Annotated in this window: 15 protein-coding genes; 2 read left to right on the top strand and 13 right to left on the bottom strand. The window is 64.8% G+C overall.

Annotated elements, in window-relative coordinates:
• Nucleotides 1-54: 54 nt before the first annotated feature.
• The 13 genes from WBP07_RS01025 to cyoA form a co-directional block, all read right to left on the bottom strand.
• Nucleotides 55-888, bottom strand: coding sequence for a fumarylacetoacetate hydrolase family protein (locus WBP07_RS01025; RefSeq protein WP_395393609.1), 834 nt, complete (start codon nucleotides 886-888; stop codon nucleotides 55-57).
• Nucleotides 889-936: 48 nt separating this feature from the next.
• A complete protein-coding gene (locus WBP07_RS01020) occupies nucleotides 937-1,821 on the bottom strand; it encodes a VOC family protein (RefSeq protein ID WP_395393607.1) in 885 nt (294 codons plus the stop codon).
• Nucleotides 1,818-2,249, bottom strand: a complete 432-nt coding sequence (locus WBP07_RS01015; protein ID WP_132261666.1) for a heme-binding protein — start codon at nucleotides 2,247-2,249, stop codon at nucleotides 1,818-1,820. Before WBP07_RS01015 ends, WBP07_RS01020 begins: the two co-directional genes overlap by 4 nt.
• On the bottom strand, nucleotides 2,246-3,769 hold the full coding sequence (locus tag WBP07_RS01010; protein WP_395393604.1) for a bifunctional 3-(3-hydroxy-phenyl)propionate/3-hydroxycinnamic acid hydroxylase: 1,524 nt from the start codon (nucleotides 3,767-3,769) through the stop codon (nucleotides 2,246-2,248). Before WBP07_RS01010 ends, WBP07_RS01015 begins: the two co-directional genes overlap by 4 nt.
• A 116-nt stretch (nucleotides 3,770-3,885) precedes the next feature.
• The gene (locus WBP07_RS01005; protein ID WP_395393602.1) at nucleotides 3,886-5,118 is read right to left on the bottom strand and encodes an amidohydrolase family protein; all 1,233 of its coding nucleotides are present in this window, start codon (nucleotides 5,116-5,118) and stop codon (nucleotides 3,886-3,888) included.
• Between the two features lie 97 nt (nucleotides 5,119-5,215).
• A complete protein-coding gene (locus tag WBP07_RS01000) occupies nucleotides 5,216-6,145 on the bottom strand; it encodes a LysR family transcriptional regulator (protein ID WP_395393599.1) in 930 nt (309 codons plus the stop codon).
• A 25-nt stretch (nucleotides 6,146-6,170) separates the two neighbouring features.
• Complete coding sequence (locus WBP07_RS00995) at nucleotides 6,171-6,722, bottom strand: response regulator transcription factor (RefSeq protein WP_395393598.1); 552 nt, start codon at nucleotides 6,720-6,722, stop codon at nucleotides 6,171-6,173.
• A gap of 30 nt (nucleotides 6,723-6,752) precedes the next feature.
• Nucleotides 6,753-8,063: an ATP-binding protein gene (locus WBP07_RS00990; protein WP_395395688.1), complete on the bottom strand. Its 1,311-nt coding sequence runs from the start codon at nucleotides 8,061-8,063 to the stop codon at nucleotides 6,753-6,755.
• Entirely contained in the window at nucleotides 8,051-8,791 is a 741-nt protein-coding gene (locus WBP07_RS00985; protein WP_395393597.1) for an SURF1 family protein, read from the bottom strand. The genes WBP07_RS00990 and WBP07_RS00985 overlap by 13 nt, the downstream gene beginning before the upstream one ends.
• A gap of 22 nt (nucleotides 8,792-8,813) precedes the next feature.
• On the bottom strand, nucleotides 8,814-9,194 hold the full coding sequence (gene cyoD, locus WBP07_RS00980) for a cytochrome o ubiquinol oxidase subunit IV (protein ID WP_395393595.1): 381 nt from the start codon (nucleotides 9,192-9,194) through the stop codon (nucleotides 8,814-8,816).
• Entirely contained in the window at nucleotides 9,194-9,829 is a 636-nt protein-coding gene (gene cyoC, locus WBP07_RS00975; protein ID WP_395393594.1) for a cytochrome o ubiquinol oxidase subunit III, read from the bottom strand. Before cyoC ends, cyoD begins: the two co-directional genes overlap by 1 nt.
• A gap of 3 nt (nucleotides 9,830-9,832) precedes the next feature.
• On the bottom strand, nucleotides 9,833-11,839 hold the full coding sequence (gene cyoB / locus WBP07_RS00970; protein ID WP_395393592.1) for a cytochrome o ubiquinol oxidase subunit I: 2,007 nt from the start codon (nucleotides 11,837-11,839) through the stop codon (nucleotides 9,833-9,835).
• Between the two features lie 6 nt (nucleotides 11,840-11,845).
• Nucleotides 11,846-13,138: a ubiquinol oxidase subunit II gene (cyoA, locus tag WBP07_RS00965; RefSeq protein WP_395393590.1), complete on the bottom strand. Its 1,293-nt coding sequence runs from the start codon at nucleotides 13,136-13,138 to the stop codon at nucleotides 11,846-11,848.
• Between the two features lie 196 nt (nucleotides 13,139-13,334).
• Here cyoA and WBP07_RS00960 point away from each other — a divergent pair, with 196 nt between their 5' ends.
• Nucleotides 13,335-14,648, top strand: coding sequence for an MFS transporter (locus WBP07_RS00960; RefSeq protein ID WP_395393588.1), 1,314 nt, complete (start codon nucleotides 13,335-13,337; stop codon nucleotides 14,646-14,648).
• A 253-nt stretch (nucleotides 14,649-14,901) separates the two neighbouring features.
• A complete protein-coding gene (locus tag WBP07_RS00955; RefSeq protein ID WP_395393586.1) occupies nucleotides 14,902-17,340 on the top strand; it encodes a TonB-dependent receptor in 2,439 nt (812 codons plus the stop codon).
• Nucleotides 17,341-17,376 lie beyond the last annotated feature (36 nt).

Raw genomic sequence — 17,376 nt, 5'->3', positions numbered from 1 at the left:
CTTTTATTCTGATTGTTGTTGGATGGGGTCAGGGGATGGGGCCAAGGGGCGGAGTCAGGCTTCGTCGATGACGGGGTTGGTGAGCGTGCCGATCACGCCGATGGAGACTTCCACCGTGTCGCCGGCCTTGAGGTAGAGCGGGGGCTTGCGCTTATCGCCGACGCCGCCGGGGGTGCCGCTGGCGATCACGTCGCCGGGCTTGAGGTCGGTGAACGTCGAGCAGTAGGCGATGACCGTGGGGATATCCCAGATCATGTCGGAGATCGGCTGATCCTGCACCAGTTCGCCGTTCACGCGCGTCTGCACGCGCTGCGAGGCCAGGTCTTCCACATCCGAAGCGACGACCATCGACGGGCCGAAGCCGCCGGTGCCGGGCCAGGTCTTGCCGGGAGTGAACTGGATGTTGTGGCGCTGCCAATCACGGATCGAACCGTCGTTGAACGGCGCGAAACCGGCGACATGCTCCCATGCATTCTCGGGCGCGATGCGGCGGCCGCCCTTGCCGATAATCACGGCGAGTTCGCCCTCGTAATCGAAGCGCTCGCTTTCGGGCGGCCGGACCATGGCATCGCCATCGGCGATCAGGCTGTCGGCCCAGCGGGTGAAGATCGCCGGGTGCTCCTTCTGCTCGCGGCCGGTTTCGGCCACGTGGGTGGCGTAGTTGAGGCCGACGCAGAGGATCTTTTCCGGGTTTGGAACCACCGGCAGCAGCTTCACCGCATCGGCGGCGAACTCGCCCGTCGCCGGCAGTGCGGCAACGTCACCGGCCAGCACGTCCTTCAGCCATGCGTCCGCGCCGGTGGCGCCGAGATCGATCACCTTGTCCCCTTCGAGGCGGCCGAAGCTCTTGGTGCCATCGGGACGTTCGAAGCTGATGTAACGGTTCATGCGTAGTCTCCCCTGCCCCCCGCGTGTCGCGCGGCGGCGGTCAAATGGTCAGAGCGGTGCGGCATCCCAATCGCGGCGGAAGCGGAAGCGCTCCTCGGCACGGCGAAGGCCGTCGAAATCCTTGTCTGAGATGCCCCACTGGTCGATGCGGTTCGGCGGCCAGGTCCAGTCTTCCGGAGCGCCGACCTTGTAGTCTTCCGGCACTTTCTCCACGGCGGTCGAGAATTCGATCACCGGGCCGAACGGGGCGATGAAGTAGGCGTAGACATTGGCGCCGGGGCCGTGGCGGCCAGGGCCCCAGGCGGGCACCAGCGCATGGTCGCGCAACCGGCCGATGCCGCGCATCACTGCGTCCAGATCCTCCATCTCGAAGGCGACGTGGTTGAGCGAGGCGAAGCCGGCGCGGGCAAAGGCGGTGGAGTGGTGGCTGTCGTTGCAGCGCACGAAGACCATGCCCTTGGTGCGGTCCGACACGCGGAAGCCCAGCACGTCCTCCACGGCATCACCGCAGGCCTCGGCATCGGCGGCGTTGAAGACGACATGGGTGAGCTTCACCGGCAGGTCGCGCCCGGCGATCGGTTCGACTTCGGTGGCATCAACGAGGAAGCGCAGGATCGTGCCCTCAGGCAATTCGACCAGCACGCCCTGCCCGCCGCCGAGGTCGTCGCTCGTGGTCGAGCTGGCGGTCCATCCGGCGGCGGTAACGCGGGCCTTCAGCGCTTCCAGTTCCTCCGCCGTGCAGACGAACGTGGTGGAGCGGACGAATTCGTCCTCCGACTTCTCGAAAGCCACAAGGTATGGAAACGGCCCGGATCCGCGCAGGTACCGCGTTTCACCTTTGGATTCAGCGGCGGCCATGCCCCAGATTTCGGTCATGAACGCGGCGGCGGCGGCCGGATCGGGCAGCGCCAGTTCGATGCTGCGCAGTTTCATGCTTCTGTCTCCTGAGAGAGCCCCGCCGCGCGGATGCCGGCGCGGGCGCAGTCGGCGTCGCACTCGCCGGTGTCACCGCTGACGCCGACGGCGCCGATCAGCGTGCCGGCGGCATCGCGGATCACTACCCCCCCGGGAGAGAACGCGATGCGGCCGCCGACGGCAGCGGTGACGCTTTGAAAGAAAACCGGATTGCCCTTGGCCCGCTCGGCAAGCACGGCCGTGTCCGCGTCCATGCCCACGGCGCCTTCGGCCTTGGCCTTGGCAATATCGAAGCGATAGAGGCTCGCCCCGTCCTCGCGTGCGAAGGCGACCGGGTGTGCGCCTGCGTCGAGCACGATCACGGCCAATTGCTTGGCACCCCGGGCGCGTGCTTCGGCAAGCGTGGCGGTGACGATGGTCTGGGCCTGAGCCAGCGTAAGAGTCATGCGGCAAGCTCCTGATGGCTGAAAAGCTGCGCCGCTCGGGCGGCAAGCAGGTCTTCGGCGCTGTGACTGGCGGTTCCGAAGACGTAGTGGTCGGGGCGGATCAGCACGGCGTCGGCGCCGTGATCGTCCAGCCATGCGGTCACCGCGCCATTGTCCGGGAGGGTGCTGGCGGATACGCGCGTCACATCCTTGGCATCGCCCGGCACCGCGTCGTCGCGCACGAAGAGGCGCCAGTCGCCGCCGGTCAGATCGTCCAGCTTGCGGCCGTCGGCCAGCACCGGCTGCACGAAGCGGGCGCCCGCGCCGGAGGTGCCGGACAGGACCACGCCCTCTGCAATCGCCGGGATCAGGTCATGCGCAGTCTCGCCGGACTTGCGGGCGGCTTCCTCGCGGATGCGGGCATCGCGCGCGGCGGCCTCGGCAGGGTCGAGTTCGCAGATGTAGCGCCCGGCGGCGACGGCGGCGCCGATCACGGCGCGGACATGCGGATCGCGCTCGGGCTGGTAGGTCCCCAGCACAGAAGCGTCGGCGCCGTGGTTGGCCACCGCGTCCATTTTCCAGGCCAGATTGGCGACATCGCGCAGACCATGGCACATGCCCTGCCCGAAGAACGGCGGCGTCTGGTGCGCGGCATCGCCGGCGAGGAACACGTCGCCGACCTGCCACTGATGCGCGACGAGGCCGTGAAAGCGATAGGTCGCGGCGCGCACGATCTTGTGCGGAACGTCGGCCATCCACGCGCCGACCAATTCGGCCACCTTCTCCGGCGCCGACATTGCGACATCGTCCTCGCCGGGCAGCAGCATGAACTCCCACCGGCGGTGGTCGCGGCGGCCGGGGACCACAGTGGCGGGGCGCGAGGGATCGCACATCATCACCGAGAGGCGCTGAAGGTCCGCGCCTTCGGGCACGCCGGAGAGCGGCGGGAACGCAACCGGGCCTTCCACTTCGGCGTCGACGACGAGCCAGGGCTCTTCGAAATCAAGATCGTCCAGCGCGACACCCAGCGCCTTGCGGACCGAACTGCGCGCGCCGTCGCAGGCGATCACCCAGCGGGCCTGCACGCTGCGCGTTTCGCCATCCTCGGTATAGTCGACGGTAACGCCGCTCTCGTCCTGCGTCAGGCCGAGAAACGTGGCGCCGAGCACGAGTTCGACGTTGTCCCTGTCCGCAAAGCCTTCGCGCAAGTGGGCTTCGAGTTCGGGCTGGTAGAAGAAGTAGTCGTTGGCCCAGCCATAGGGGCGCGGCTTGCCGACCGTCCCCATGTAGCGGATCACGCCATGGTCGGCGCCGATATGCAGATGGCCGTCGGTGGCGATCATGTCGCCTTCCACCCGATCGATCACCCCGGCGGACTGGAACAGGCGCATCATCTCGTGATCGAGATGGACCGCGCGCGGCAGCGGGTAGTGTTCCAGTTCCCGTTCGAGAACCAGCACGTTGAGCCCTTTCAGGCCGAGAAGGTTCGCGGCCAGCGCGCCCACAGGGCCGCAGCCTACGACAACCACGTCGTACGACATCTTTTAAGACCCTGTTTTGGAGCAATTGATCCGGTTACTTCGGATCAATTGCTCCAAGTTCTTGGTTCGTCGCATTTTCCGAGTCATCAGGTGATTCCACCCGATTAGAAAATGCTCTAGTTCGGTTCGATCTCGGCAGGAGCCTTGTAGAGCGCCCCGCCCTTCATGATCATCTTCAGCCGGTCCTTGTCCTGCAGGATCGCGACGTCCGCCGTGGGATCGCCATCGACCAGCAGCAGATCGGCCAGCCAGCCCTCCTTCACCAGTCCGACTTCAAGCCCCATCAGCTCGCCGCCGTACTGTGTCGCGGAGCGCAGGGCCTCGGCGGGAGTGAAGCCGAAATACTGGACGAAATGCTCTAGATCGCGGGCATTGCGGCCATGCGGATTGAACGGGAAACCGTAATCACCGCCGGTCAGGATGCGCACGCCGCGCGCCTTCAGCGCGGGCACCAGCTTGCCTTCAAGGCCCATGCGTTCGTTCGCGCTGGCCTTCATGTGCGTCATGTCGACATGCGGCGGCGGGTTCGCCTCCAGCGCGGCGACCGAGACGCCCGGACCGGGGGCGTAGAAGAACTTGTCCTTGTCCGCCGCCATGCGATCGACCGTCGCATCGTCTGCGAAAGAGCAGTGATAGAGCACGCGCGCACCGGCATCGAGCGCAAGGCCGATGGCTTCCGGCGAATAGGTGTGCGCGGCGATCCACAGGCCGGCCTCACGCGCGGCCTCTCCGGCGGCTTCCAGTTCGTCGCGGGTGTAGAGCACTTGCATTGCCGAGCCCGGCTTCAGCGCATCCTCACCGGAGACGACCAGCTTGATCGACTTGACGCCCTCATCCTTGCAGTAGGCGACGAAGCCCCGCATCGCGTCGGGCCCGCGCCCGTTGAATACGTCGCCGGTGTCGACGCCTTCGTCGCCTTCCGGGCTGCGTTCCAGGGTGGAAGGCACCATGCGCGGCCCCGGGGTCTCGCCCGCCGCAATGGCCTCTGCCAGTTCCGGCTCGATCATGTCGCCCAGCGCGCCGGCCGAGTAGATCGAGGTGAAGCCATGGTCCAGCAGCACCCGCGCATTGCGCCAGGCGGCGACCTTCAACTCGTCCGGCGGCAGGATGAACTGGTGGTAGATCTTCTCTACCGAGGAGCCCCAGGTGAGGTGCGTGTGCGCATCGACCAGGCCGGGCATCAGCGTCTGGCCGTGCCCGTCGATGGTGACGTCCGCGGTTTCATCCGCCAGCGCATCGTCGCCGTAAGCGACACGGGCGATCCGGTCGCCGTCCACCAGCACCGAGCCGGTCTGGAGAGCGCTGCCGCTGCCGTCGAAGATGGATACATCGCGGATCAGGGTCCGCATCGCTCTCTCCCGTGTGTTCTCTTTCGAATTGAGAACGGTTAACGGGTCAGCGCATCCAAAGTAAAATAATGATATTTCGATATGCCATAGCCAAAAACTATGGAACGGCGGGAAGCGCCGCCAGCATCGCCTCGCCCAGCGGCGACAATGCACCGCCATCCATGCGCAGCACGCCGACGCTGCGTTCGAACACGGCCTCTGCAATGGCGATGGCGCGGATCGAACCATCGGACATGCCATCCAGTGCGACGGTGCGCGGCAGCACGGTAACGCGGTCGGTATCGCGCACGATTGCGCGCGTGGTGAGCAGCGAGTCGCAGCGGATCGTCGTGCGCGGCACCGAAACGCCGGCCGCGATGAACAGGGCATCGACCTGACGGCGGAACGCGCCGCGCGCTTCGGGCAGGACCCAGGGCAGCGCCTCCACCTCGCGCAGCGAGACCCGGTTGCCCAATGCCGCGTGGTGCGGGCCGACGATCAGCGCGAAGGGATCGCGCGCGGCGGTCACTTCCACCATGCCTTCGGGGATGGATTCGATCCGGGTGGTGACCATGGCGAGTTCGATCTCACCCTGCCGCAGCATCTCGTGCAGTTCGGCGTCGGGTCGCTCGACCACGCTCAGTGCGAAATCGCCCATCGCCGCTTCCATTCGCATGATCGCGCCCGGCAGCAGGGTCAACAGCGCGCCGGGGGTGCCGCCGATGCGCAAGGGGCCGGAAATGCGATGGCGGGCGTGCTCCACGTCGCTCACCGCGTCCGCCAGCAGGGTCGCCAGCGCTTCGGAGCGGCGTTGCAGCACCAGCCCCTCGCGCGTCAGCACGATGCCGCCGCGCCCACGCTCGAACAGCACGGTGCCGAGACGGCTTTCCAGCAAGGCAATGGTGTTGGAGACCGAGGGCTGCGACAGGTTCAGCACCCGCGCCGCCGCGCTGATCGATCCGGTTTCACAGACCGCGCGGAACGTCAGCAGCGCGCGCGGATCGACGGCCGGCAGGCGCGCCTTTCGCGGCGTGGAATGGTCGGCCATAAGTCCCCCTCCCCCCGCTTCCGGTCTAGACCTGCCGCTTTTCGAGCTTGCGCGCGAGGGTGCGTCGGTGGAGGCCGAGACGGCGCGCCGCTTCGGAAATGTTGAATTCGCATTCGACCAGCGTGCGGTGGATATATTCCCACTCCAGCGTCTTGATCGAACTCTTGCGGCCATCGACCGGCACGCTGGCATCGCCCTCGCCGCTGGTGAAGGCAGCCTCGATATCGTCGGTGTTGGACGGCTTGGCGAGGTAGTGCGAGGCGCCCAGCTTGATCGCCTCCACCGCCGTCGCGATCGAGGCATAGCCGGTCAGCACCACGATCCGCGTCTCGGGCGAGCGGGCGTGGAGTGTCTGCACCACCGACAGGCCGGAAGACGCGCCCAGCTTCAGATCGACCACCGCGTAATCGAAATCCTCCGCCGAGCAGAGGCTATCCGCCTCGTCCGGGCTGGCGGCGGAACTGACGCGATAACCGCGCCGCTCGAACGAACGGCGCAAGGTACGCGCGAAAGTGGGATCATCCTCGACGATCAGCAGTGTGGCGCTTTCCGCGTCGGTCGCGGCACTTTCGGTCATGGCTGGCTCGGTCAAAAGGGGGCCCCGGCGTTAATCGTCGCCCTTTCTGGGCTCATAGGCCAGTGTAGCAAGGGGAATCGCAAGTTGCACCCTTGCGCCGCGATCGGGCAGATTGTCGACCGCGACTTTGCCGCCCAGCTTGCGGATCACGTTGACCACCAGGAACAGCCCCAGCCCGCCGCCATCGCGCCCCTTGGTGGATGCGTAAGGTTGGCCGACGCGCGGCAGAATTTCCGGATCGAAGCCGGGCCCACGGTCGCTGACAGTGAGGACGAGGCGGCCGGATTCGACCCAAGCCTCTATCACCACCAGATCTGGCGAGACTTCCACGGCATTGTCGATGACGTTGCCGATGACTTGCCTGAGACCCGGATCGGAGACGATCGAGCGGTCCTCATCGATGGAATCGAGGAAGCGCAACTCGCCCGGCATGCGCGGGCGCCATTCGCGCAGGATTTCGCCGATGAAACCGCGCAGGGTGGTGACGGCGGGCGCAATGCCACGCATTTCGCCTGCCGACATCAGGATGCCGCTGACGATGGTTTTGCAGCGTTCCAGTTCGCGGCGCACGTCTACAAGGTCGGCCGAAAGGTCGGGATCCTCGGCAATCGCCGGCTCATGCGTCCAGTCGCCCAGGATCACCGAGATCGACGACAGCGGCGTGCCCAGTTCATGCGCCGCGCCGGAGGCGAGCAGGCCCATGCGGATGATATGGTCTTCCTCCGCCGCCTGTTGGCGCAGCGCGGCCAGCTTGGCATCACTCTCGCGCCGGGTCAGGTCGAGACGCGCGACGAAGACGATCAGTAGCACCGCCGCAAGCACGAAGCAGAGCAGGCTGCCGTAGATGTAGAGCTGGAACGGGTCGCGGGTCTGCACCGGCAGGCGCAGCGGCTCGTAATAGAACGTCAGCAGCAGCACGCAGAGGCAGGCGTTCACCGCCACCAGCGAACTCCACCTGAGGTCCAGGATGACGGCGGCGATAACGATCTGGAGCAGGAACAGGAAGGTGAACGGGTTGGTCGCCCCGCCCGAATGGTAGAGCTGCCAGCACAGCGCGATCACGTCGATCATCAGCGCCGAAAACAGCTCACCCTGCGAGAACGAGTGTCGCCTCAGCACCACGCTGGCGGATACGAGATTGACGACGATCAGCAGCAGCGGCGCCAGCAGCAGCGGCGCCAGCGAAAGCTTCACGCCCAGCACCTGCTGGACGACGACGATGGTGACGAGCTGGCCGACCACCGCCGTCCAGCGCAACTGCGTGAGCAGGACGATGTTCGCGCGGCTGGCGGAACTTCCCGGAAGCCCGCGCGGCGCGAACAGGTCGATCAGCCGTTCCATCGGCGGCGGCGCCAGACGAAGACCAGCGCCATGGCCGACATCGCCGCCATCGCGAACCACGTCAGCGCATAGCTGAGGTGATTGTCGGCAAAGTGGATCTGGGTGAGGCCGGGCACCGGGGCCAGCCCCTTGGGGCGGTTGGCCTGTTCCACTTGCGCATCGACGAAGGCGGGAACGACGGCGCCGATCCCGCGCGCCTGCGCCATGGCGTTGACGTCACGCGAATACCAGCGATCCGCCTGCGGCTGGTTGGACTGGAGCAGGCTGCCCTTCGGCTCGTCCGAACGCAGCAGGCCGACGACGGAAACCGGGCCGGCCGGCGTCGTCGCGCCGGCGACTTTGGCCGTGGTACCCGCCGGCACGAAGCCGCGGTTCACCCAGATCTGCCGTCCATCCTCCAACCGCAAGGGCGTCATCGTCCAGTACCCAGTGCCGAGATCGGTGGCGGCCCGCACCAGCGCGGTCGCCTTCCCCTCGTACTGCCCTTGCAGCGAAACGCGCAGATAGTCGAGGTCGGAGCCCTTCACCCTGGCCAGTTGCACGTCGGCCGGGAGCGGGATCGGCGCGGCGTGAACCCGCGCATCCACGCGGGCGATCAGCGCATGCTTCCATTGCAGCCGCTGCACCTGCCAGACGCCCAGCGCCAGGAACGCGGCAATGGCCAACAACAGAAACGCGGCGAGCCCCCAGGGCCGCCGCGCTTCGTTGGTTTCGATCATCTTGTGCATGATACGCTTGAAACCGTGACGATCAGGGCAGCTGCCCCATGTCGTGCGCGTTCATCGGCATCATGTTGTGGTTCAGGTGGTACATGACCCACAACGAACCCGAGAGCGTGATGACCAGCAGCACGATCGTGAAGATCAGCGCCATGACCGTCCAGCCGTTCTCCGACTTGGTGTTCATGTGCAGGAAGTAGATCATGTGGACGACGATCTGCACCATCGCGAAGGCCATGATGACCAGGGCGGTGGTGGACTTGTCGGCGATCGCGCCGGTCATCACCAGCCAGAACGGAATGGCGGTGAGTACGACCGAAAGCAGGAAGCCGATCACATAATCGCGCATCGTGCCATGGCCGCTGGCGTGCACGTCGTCGACGTGCTCGTTGGGGTGGACGTGGTCGCTCATCACAGCATTCCCATGAGATAGACGAAGGTAAAGACGCCGATCCAGATGACGTCGAGGAAGTGCCAGAACAGCGAAAGGCACATGAGGCGGCGCTTGTTCGCCGGGATCAGACCCTTGGTGCCGACCTGGACGACCAGCGTGAACAGCCAGATCAGGCCGAAGGTGACGTGAAGGCCGTGGGTGCCCACCAGCGAGAAGAACGCGGTGAGGAAGCCCGAACGCATCGGCGTGGCGCCTTCGGCGATCATGTGATGGAACTCATAGAGTTCGATCGACAGGAACGCCGCGCCGAACACGGCGGTAACCAGCAGCCAGATCTGCGTCGCGCCCTTCAGGTTCTTTTCCATGGCAAGCATGGCGAAGCCGTAGGTGATCGACGAGAACAGCAGCATCGCCGTGTTCACCGCGACGAGCTTGAGGTCGAAGAGATCCTTCGGCCCCGGGCCCGCCGCGAAGTTGCCGCCCAGCACGCCGAAGGCGGCGAACAGCATGGCGAAGATGAGACAGTCGCTCATCAGGTACATCCAGAAGCCCAGCATGGTGCTGCCGCCTTCGGGATGGTCGTGCTCGTTCAGGTCGTAGAACGCGGCCTGAAGCTGAGGCTGGGTCAGGGTGACTTCAGCAGTGGCAGTCATCGATCAGGCTCCCGCTGCTGCGAGCTGGCGCGTCCGCTCGGCCTCGGTCGCTTCGACCGTTTCGACCGGGATGTGGAAATCGCGCTTGTAGTTGAACGTGTGGAAGATGGCGTAGCCGATGATCCCGGCGAACGAGACCGCCGCGAGCCACCAGATGTACCAGATCATCGCGAAGCCGAGCGCCGTGGACAGGCCGGCCAGGATGATCCCGGTGCCGGTGCCCTTGGGCATGTGGATCGGACGGAAGCCGGTGGTCGGACGTTCCACGCCGCAGCGCTTCATGTCGTCCCAGGCGTCGATGTCGTGCACGATCGGCGTGAAGGCGAAGTTGTATTCCGGCGGCGGCGAGCTGGTCGACCACTCAAGGGTACGGCCACCCCACGGATCGCCCGTCTCGTCCTTCAGTTCCTCGCGCTTCCAGATCGACACGGCGAACTGGAGCAGCATGGCACCGATGCCACCCGCGATCATCAGCGCGCCGAAAGCGGCAACGATGAAGAACGGCTGGAGCGACGGATCGTCGAACACGCGCATGCGGCGGGTAACGCCCATCAGGCCCAGGATGTAGAGCGGCATGAACGCGAACCAGAAGCCCGGAACCCACAGCCAGAAGCTGACCTTGCCCCAGAACTGGTTGAGCTTGAAGCCGAAGGCCTTGGGCCACCAGAAGTTGATCGCCGCGAAGATGCCGAACAGCACGCCGCCGATGATGACGTTGTGGAAGTGGGCGATCAGGAACAGCGAGTTGTGGAGGACGAAGTCGGCCGGCGGCACGGCGAGCAGAACACCGGTCATGCCACCGATGGTGAAGGTCATCATGAAGGCGACCGTCCACATCATCGGCAGTTCGAACCGGATGCGGCCACGGTACATCGTGAACAGCCAGTTGAACAGCTTCGCGCCGGTCGGGATCGAGATCACCATCGTGGTGATGCCGAAGAACGAGTTGACGCTCGCGCCCGAACCCATGGTGAAGAAGTGGTGCAGCCAGACGAGGTACGAGAGGATGGTGATGACCAGCGTCGCGTAGACCATCGACGAATAGCCGAACAGGCGCTTGCCGCAGAAGGTGGCGGTGACTTCGGAGAAGACGCCGAACAGCGGCAGGATGAGGATGTAGACCTCAGGGTGGCCCCAGATCCAGATCAGGTTGACGTACATCATCGGCGAACCGCCGAAGTCGTTCGAGAAGAAGTTGAAGCCCAGGTAACGGTCGACCGACAGCATCGCCATCACTGCCGTCAGCACCGGGAAGGCGGCGACGATCAGGATGTTGGTGCAGAGCGCGGTCCAGGTGAAGATCGGCATGCGCATCATGGTCATGCCCGGCGCGCGCAGCTTGACGATGGTGGCGATCAGGTTGACGCCCGAAAGCAGCGTGCCGACACCGGCGATCTGCAGAGCCCAGATATAGTAGTCGACGCCGACCCACGGGCTGTACGCCAGGTTGGACAGCGGCGGATAGGCCAGCCAGCCGGTCTGCGCGAACTCACCGATGAACAGCGAGGCCATGACCAGCACCGCGCCCGCCGTCGTCATCCAGAAGCTGAAGTTGTTCAGGAACGGGAAGCTGACGTCGCGTGCGCCGATCTGCAGCGGCACGATGTAGTTCATGAGGCCCGTGACGAAAGGCATCGCCACGAAGAAGATCATGATCACGCCGTGCGCGGTGAAGACCTGGTCGTAGTGGTGGGCGGTGAGGTAACCCTCGCTGCCGTTGAAGGCGATCGACTGCTGGATACGCATCATGACCGCGTCGGCAAAGCCGCGCAGGAACATGACAAGGCCCAGCACCATGTACATGATGCCGATCTTCTTGTGGTCCACGCTGGTGAACCATTCCTTCCAGAGATAACCCCAGAGCTTGAAGTAGGTGAGGCCGGCCACCATCGCCACGCCGCCAAGGGCGACGACGACGAAGGTTGCGAGCACGATCGGTTCCTGTGGCAGGGCGTCCCACCACAGGCGGCCCAATAACGGGCTCCAGTGCGAATGGTCTACGGCTTCCATGTTCTGTCAGTTCCGGGAAATCTGGGAGGAATGCGCAGGAGTGGAGACGGGAGCGGCAAGCGCTTCCTTATCCCGCGAAAGGAAAGGCACGGCTTCCTGCGGCTCCGAAATGCCGGCGCCCGAAAGCGTCTGCATCGAAGCCGGCGCCTTCACCGAGTGATCGGGCGCGGAACCGGGGTTCTGGCGGCAGAGCGCGCGGACCCAGGCCAGCTCGCGCTGGACGGCGGCCGACGGATTGGCGGAGGCACGGACGACGGCTTCGCGGCCGCCGCGGTCGTAGGACAGCATCTCGACATTGCGGATGCCCGCCTTGCCGAGGCCGCCACGGGCGTCGATGGCCATCATTTCGCTGGCGCACATCTTGCCGGGCTGAACGCACATGTTGAGGATGGCGTTATAAAGGTCGGGCGAAACGGCGGCGAAACGGGTGACCGGCACCTTCTCGCTCGGCTTTTCGAGCTGGAGGTAGGCGGCGCGGTCAAGGGTGCCGGCATTGGCCTCGTCGGTGCCGGTCGTGCCGCCCTTCGGCGTCGCGGTCTGCACCGACTTCACCCAGTTTGCGAAGTCCGCATCGGCAACCGCATGAGTGGCGAAGCGCATGTGCGAGAAGCCCGCGCCCGAATAGTTGGCCGAGAAGCCGACCGAATCGCCGGGGCGGTTCATCACCGCGTGCAGGCGCGTTTCCATGCCCGGCATCGCGTAGATCTGGCCGGCCATCTCCGGCACGTAGAAGGAGTTCATCACGCTCGACGAGGTGATCTTGAACTGCAGCGGGCGGCCGGTGGGCACGACCAGCTCGTTCACCGTGGCAATGCCCTGCTCGGGATAGATGAACAGCCACTTCCAATCGAGCGCGACGACTTCGACTTCCAGCGGCTTGACGTCTTCGGCAACCGGGGTCTGGGCGTCGATGCGGCTGATGGTGCGGTAGGGGTCGAGAAGGTGGGTGCTTACCCAGGTCAGGGCGCCAAGGCAGATGATGATCAGCAGCGGAGCCGCCCAGATCAGAAGTTCGAGCTGGGTCGAGTGATCCCAGTGCGGGTCGTACTTCGCGTTCTTGTTCGCGGCACGGTAGTGCCAGGCGAACCACGCGGTCAGCGCCATGACCGGAACGATGATCAGCAGCATCAGCAGGGTAGAGGCGACGACAAGGTCACCCTGCTGCTGCGCGACATCCCCGGAAGGGTGCAGCACGACGGCGTTACAAGCGGACAGCGCACCCGTCAGGGACAGGGCGGCAGCGATCTTGGCGAGCGCGGGCAGGTGCCGCGGCTTCGGTCGGGACTCGGGTGGGCGCATGGCTGGTGCGCCTAAGCCGATGCCGCGGGTGCGAACATAGGACATTTTGTCCAATCCCCTTGACGCCAATCAATGTCGATAGGGCCCCACCATGTACACGGGCGTTTTCGCGCGTCCGCTTTGATTCGTCCGCGACCGGCCTTGCGCGTTCCGCGTGGGTCGGCAACGGACCCGAGACGAAGGCCGCAGAATCGAAATGACCAGCACACCCCAGTCCAGAGACGCCCTGGGCCTGCCGACGTTCAAGGAGCATCACCAGCCCTCCCCGGGTGAGATCGCCATCGGCGTCATCATCGGGCGAACGTCGGAATTCTTCGACTTCTTCGTCTATGCCATCGCTTCGGTGCTGGTCTTCCCGAAGCTGTTCTTCCCCTTCGTCGACGCGCTGACCGGCACGATCTACTCCTTCGCGATCTTCGCGCTGGCGTTCGTCGCCCGTCCGTTCGGCTCGCTGCTGTTCATGGTGATCGACCGTGCCTACGGCCGCGGCACCAAGCTGACGATCGCGCTGTTCATGCTCGGCGGATCGACCGCGGCGATCGCGTTCCTGCCTTCCTATGCATCGGCAGGCGTCACCGCGATCTACCTGCTCTGCCTGTTCCGTCTGGGCCAGGGCTTCGCGCTGGGCGGCACGTGGGACGGCCTGGCCTCGCTCCTCGCGCTCAACGCGCCTGAGAACAAGCGCGGCTGGTACGCGATGATCCCGCAGCTCGGCGCGCCGATCGGCCTGATCGTCGCCAGCCTGCTGTTCGCCTACATGATCCGCGAACTTCCCGCGGCCGACTTCCTCGACTGGGGCTGGCGCTATCCGTTCTTCGTGGCTTTCGCGATCAACGTCGTCGCCCTCTTCGCCCGCCTGCGCATCGTCGTCACCGACGAGTTCGAGACCCTGTTCTCCACCCGCGATCTGCAGGCCGTCAGCGTTTCGGCGACGATCCGCAGCGAATGGCGCACGATCCTTGTCGGCGCCCTCGCCCCGCTCGCCAGCTTCGCGCTGTTCCACATGGACACCGTGTTCCCGCTTTCGTGGGTCTTCCTGTTCACCAACGATTCGCCCACCGGCTTCCTGCTGATCGAAGCCATGGCGGCCGCCTTCGGCTTCGCCGCCGTGATCGCCTCCGGCCTGATCGCGGACCGCTTCGGCCGCCGCAACCTGCTGGGCACCTGCGCTGTCGGCATCGCCGTCTTCTCGGGCTTCGCACCGCAGCTGCTCGATGCCGGTCCGGCCGGCGAAGTGATCTTCATGGTCCTCGGCTTCATCCTGCTGGGCCTTTCGTTCGGCCAGTCGTCGGGCGTCGTCGCCTCCGGCTTCGCGACCGAGCACCGCTACGTCGGTTCGGCGCTGACCAGCGACCTTGCCTGGCTGTTCGGCGCCGGCTTCGCCCCGCTGGCGGCGCTGCTGCTCTCGGCCAACTTCGGCCTGATCGCCTCGGGCGCCTACCTGCTCTCGGGCGCGCTCGCCACGCTGGCAGCGCTCTGGCTCAACAAGGGTCTGGCCAGCCGCAACTGACCGCAGGACCTTCCTTGCAGATTCGGAAAAGGGGCGCTTCGGCGCCCCTTTTTTTGCCCAAACCATTCTGATCCACTCTGTTTCATAGGTAGGAAAACCGGACATTTCCGCGACTTGCCCGGATTTGACCACCTGTTCAAATAACGCCCTCCCGTAGTTTGGTAAAAATGAAGGCATTTCATTTGACAACGCGCCGCCCCGCCTAGCACCCATTCCCCCAATAAGAATTTACAATAAAATGGAGGGAGAGTTCATGCGCGTTTACAAGCAGCTTCTGCTGGCTTCGGCCGGTCTGCTGGGGATCAGTTCCCCGGCACTGGCCCAGGAACAGCAGCAGCCAGAGGCTACCAATGCCAACGAGGCGGCCAACGTCATCATCGTTTCGGCCCGCCGCCGCGACGAAGACGTGCAGGACGTGCCGGCGGTGATCGACACGGTCACCTCCGAAGACCTTTCCAAGCTCAGCATGCGCGACTTCAAGGAAGTCCAGACGCTCGCACCGGGCCTTGAACTCACCACCAACGCCAACGGCATCGGCGGCAACGCCAAGATGCGCGGCGTCAACTTCGACGTGAACGCCAGCGGCAACAACCCGACCGTCGAATTCTACATGAACGACGCGCCGACCACCGCCGGCCTCGTGCTTCAGCAGATGTACGACATCGGCCAGATCGAAGTGCTACGCGGCCCTCAGGGCACCCTGCGCGGCCGCGCATCTCCCTCGGGCTCGATCACCATCACCACTAAGAAGCCGGACCTCTATTCGTACGGCGGCGTCATGGACATGACCGCCAACGACATCGGCACCATCAACTTCAAGGGTGCGGTCAACATTCCGGTGGTCGAAGGCATTGCCGCGATCCGCGCCGCCGGCGTCTGGGACGAGAACGAGGGCGACCGCGTCCGTTCGATCTACGCCAATCCCGATCCGTTCTGGCGCACCAAGAGCGGCCGCCTCTCCGCCCTCGTCACGCCGACCGACTGGCTGCGCTTCGAAGGCATGTACCAGCGTACCGACGTGCAGGGGCGCACGTACGATCAGGTCGCATCGTTCACGGAAGCCAATCCGAACGCCACGCCCAGCCCGGTCGTGATCTCGACCAAGGATCGCCTGTCGATCCAGGAAGATCCGCGCGTCATCCGCCAGTTCTTCGACCTCTACAACTGGCGCGCCGAAGCCAGCCAGTGGGGCCAGCGCCTGATCTATCAGGGCCAGCACTATACCCAGAAGATCCATTCGACCGACAATGTCGACGACGGCAACTTCTTCGCTGGCGACGTCAACCAGGTCACCGATACCTATTCGACCTCGACGTCGCATGAAATCCGCCTGCAGAACGACGAACGCCTGTTCGACATGTTCGACTACGTCGTCGGCTTCTTCGACAACCGCAACCATCCCGACACCACGCTCAACAGCCCGACGATCGTTCGTCTGCCCACCGCGCTCGGCGGCGGAATCGCGCAAGTGGTCCAGACCCCGGTGGAGAGCGAGGGTAAGTCGCACGAGCAATCGTTCTTCGGCAACCTGACCGGACACTTCGGCGGGTTCGAAATCGCCGGCGGCGTGCGGCATATCGATTACAAGAACCGCAGCATTCTCACGGTCAACTCGACCGCGCTGACGGACCGTACCCAGCATGAGAAAGCATGGATCTACAGCGGCTCGCTGAAGTACAACTTCTCGCGCGACTTGATGGTCTACGCCTCGACCGGCAGCTCGTGGCGCCCGGGGATCGACGTCACCGGCGACTTCAACATCGCCCCGTCGGCCCTCGAAAATTCGTTCCTGCACCTGCCGGCCGAAACCTCGAAGTCGTATGAAATCGGCCTGAAATCGACGATGCTGGACGGACAGTTGCGCTTCAACCTCACCGGCTACCACCAGAAGTTCAAGAACTACCCCTACCGTGCGCCGGGTAATGGCGTGTTCTACATCAACACGGTCGCGGTGCGCGACGCTGCCGGTAACGTGACCGGTACGGCGCAACAGGTAAGCAACTTCAACTTCGTAGGCGCCGTCCCCGTAGAAGTGAACGGCGTCGAGGGCGACGTTTCCTACACCATCCTGCAGGGCTGGGATCTCAGCGCGCAGGCCAGCTATTCGATGGGCAAGATCAAGAACGGCACAGTGCCCTGTAACGATCTGAACGGCGACGGCGTGCCCGACGCTGTGACCAGCACGCCTACCCTGGCGCAGATGCAAGGCGCTGTCGGCACGGACAATATCTCGGCCTGCCAGGTCAACCAGCGTTCCGGCTTCATGGCGCCGTTCAGCGCCACGGTGCAGAGCGAGTACAGCTTCCCGGTCCTGACCGGTGCCAATGCCTATGTTCGCGGCCTGCTCACGTACTACGGCAAGTCGAAGGGTGATCCGACCAACGCCTACGACGACGTGCCCGACTATGCGCTGGTGAACCTGTTCGCCGGTCTGCGTGCGGATGACGGTGCCTGGGAAATCGGCTTCTATGCGAAGAACGTGTTCAACACGACCGAAACGCTTACCCGCACGACCCCGCTCTATACCGGCTACCAGCAGCTTGCCTGGGCCGGTCAGTTCAATCCGTCCACCGGTCGTCCGGTGTTCACCGGTTCGAGCGGGGCGACCTACACCAGCACCTACACCGGTGTGACCACCACCATTCCGCGCGAATTCGGAATCAACGTGCGTTACGCTTTCGGCTCGCGCTGATCGCATTATCCGCACACGAAAAGGGGCGGCAAGGCA

Source organism: Novosphingobium oxfordense, assembly GCF_044029435.1.
In the GTDB taxonomy this organism is placed as follows: domain Bacteria; phylum Pseudomonadota; class Alphaproteobacteria; order Sphingomonadales; family Sphingomonadaceae; genus Novosphingobium.
The sequence above is the reverse complement of the archived record's forward strand: the minus strand, read 5'-3'. Positions and strand labels throughout refer to the sequence as shown.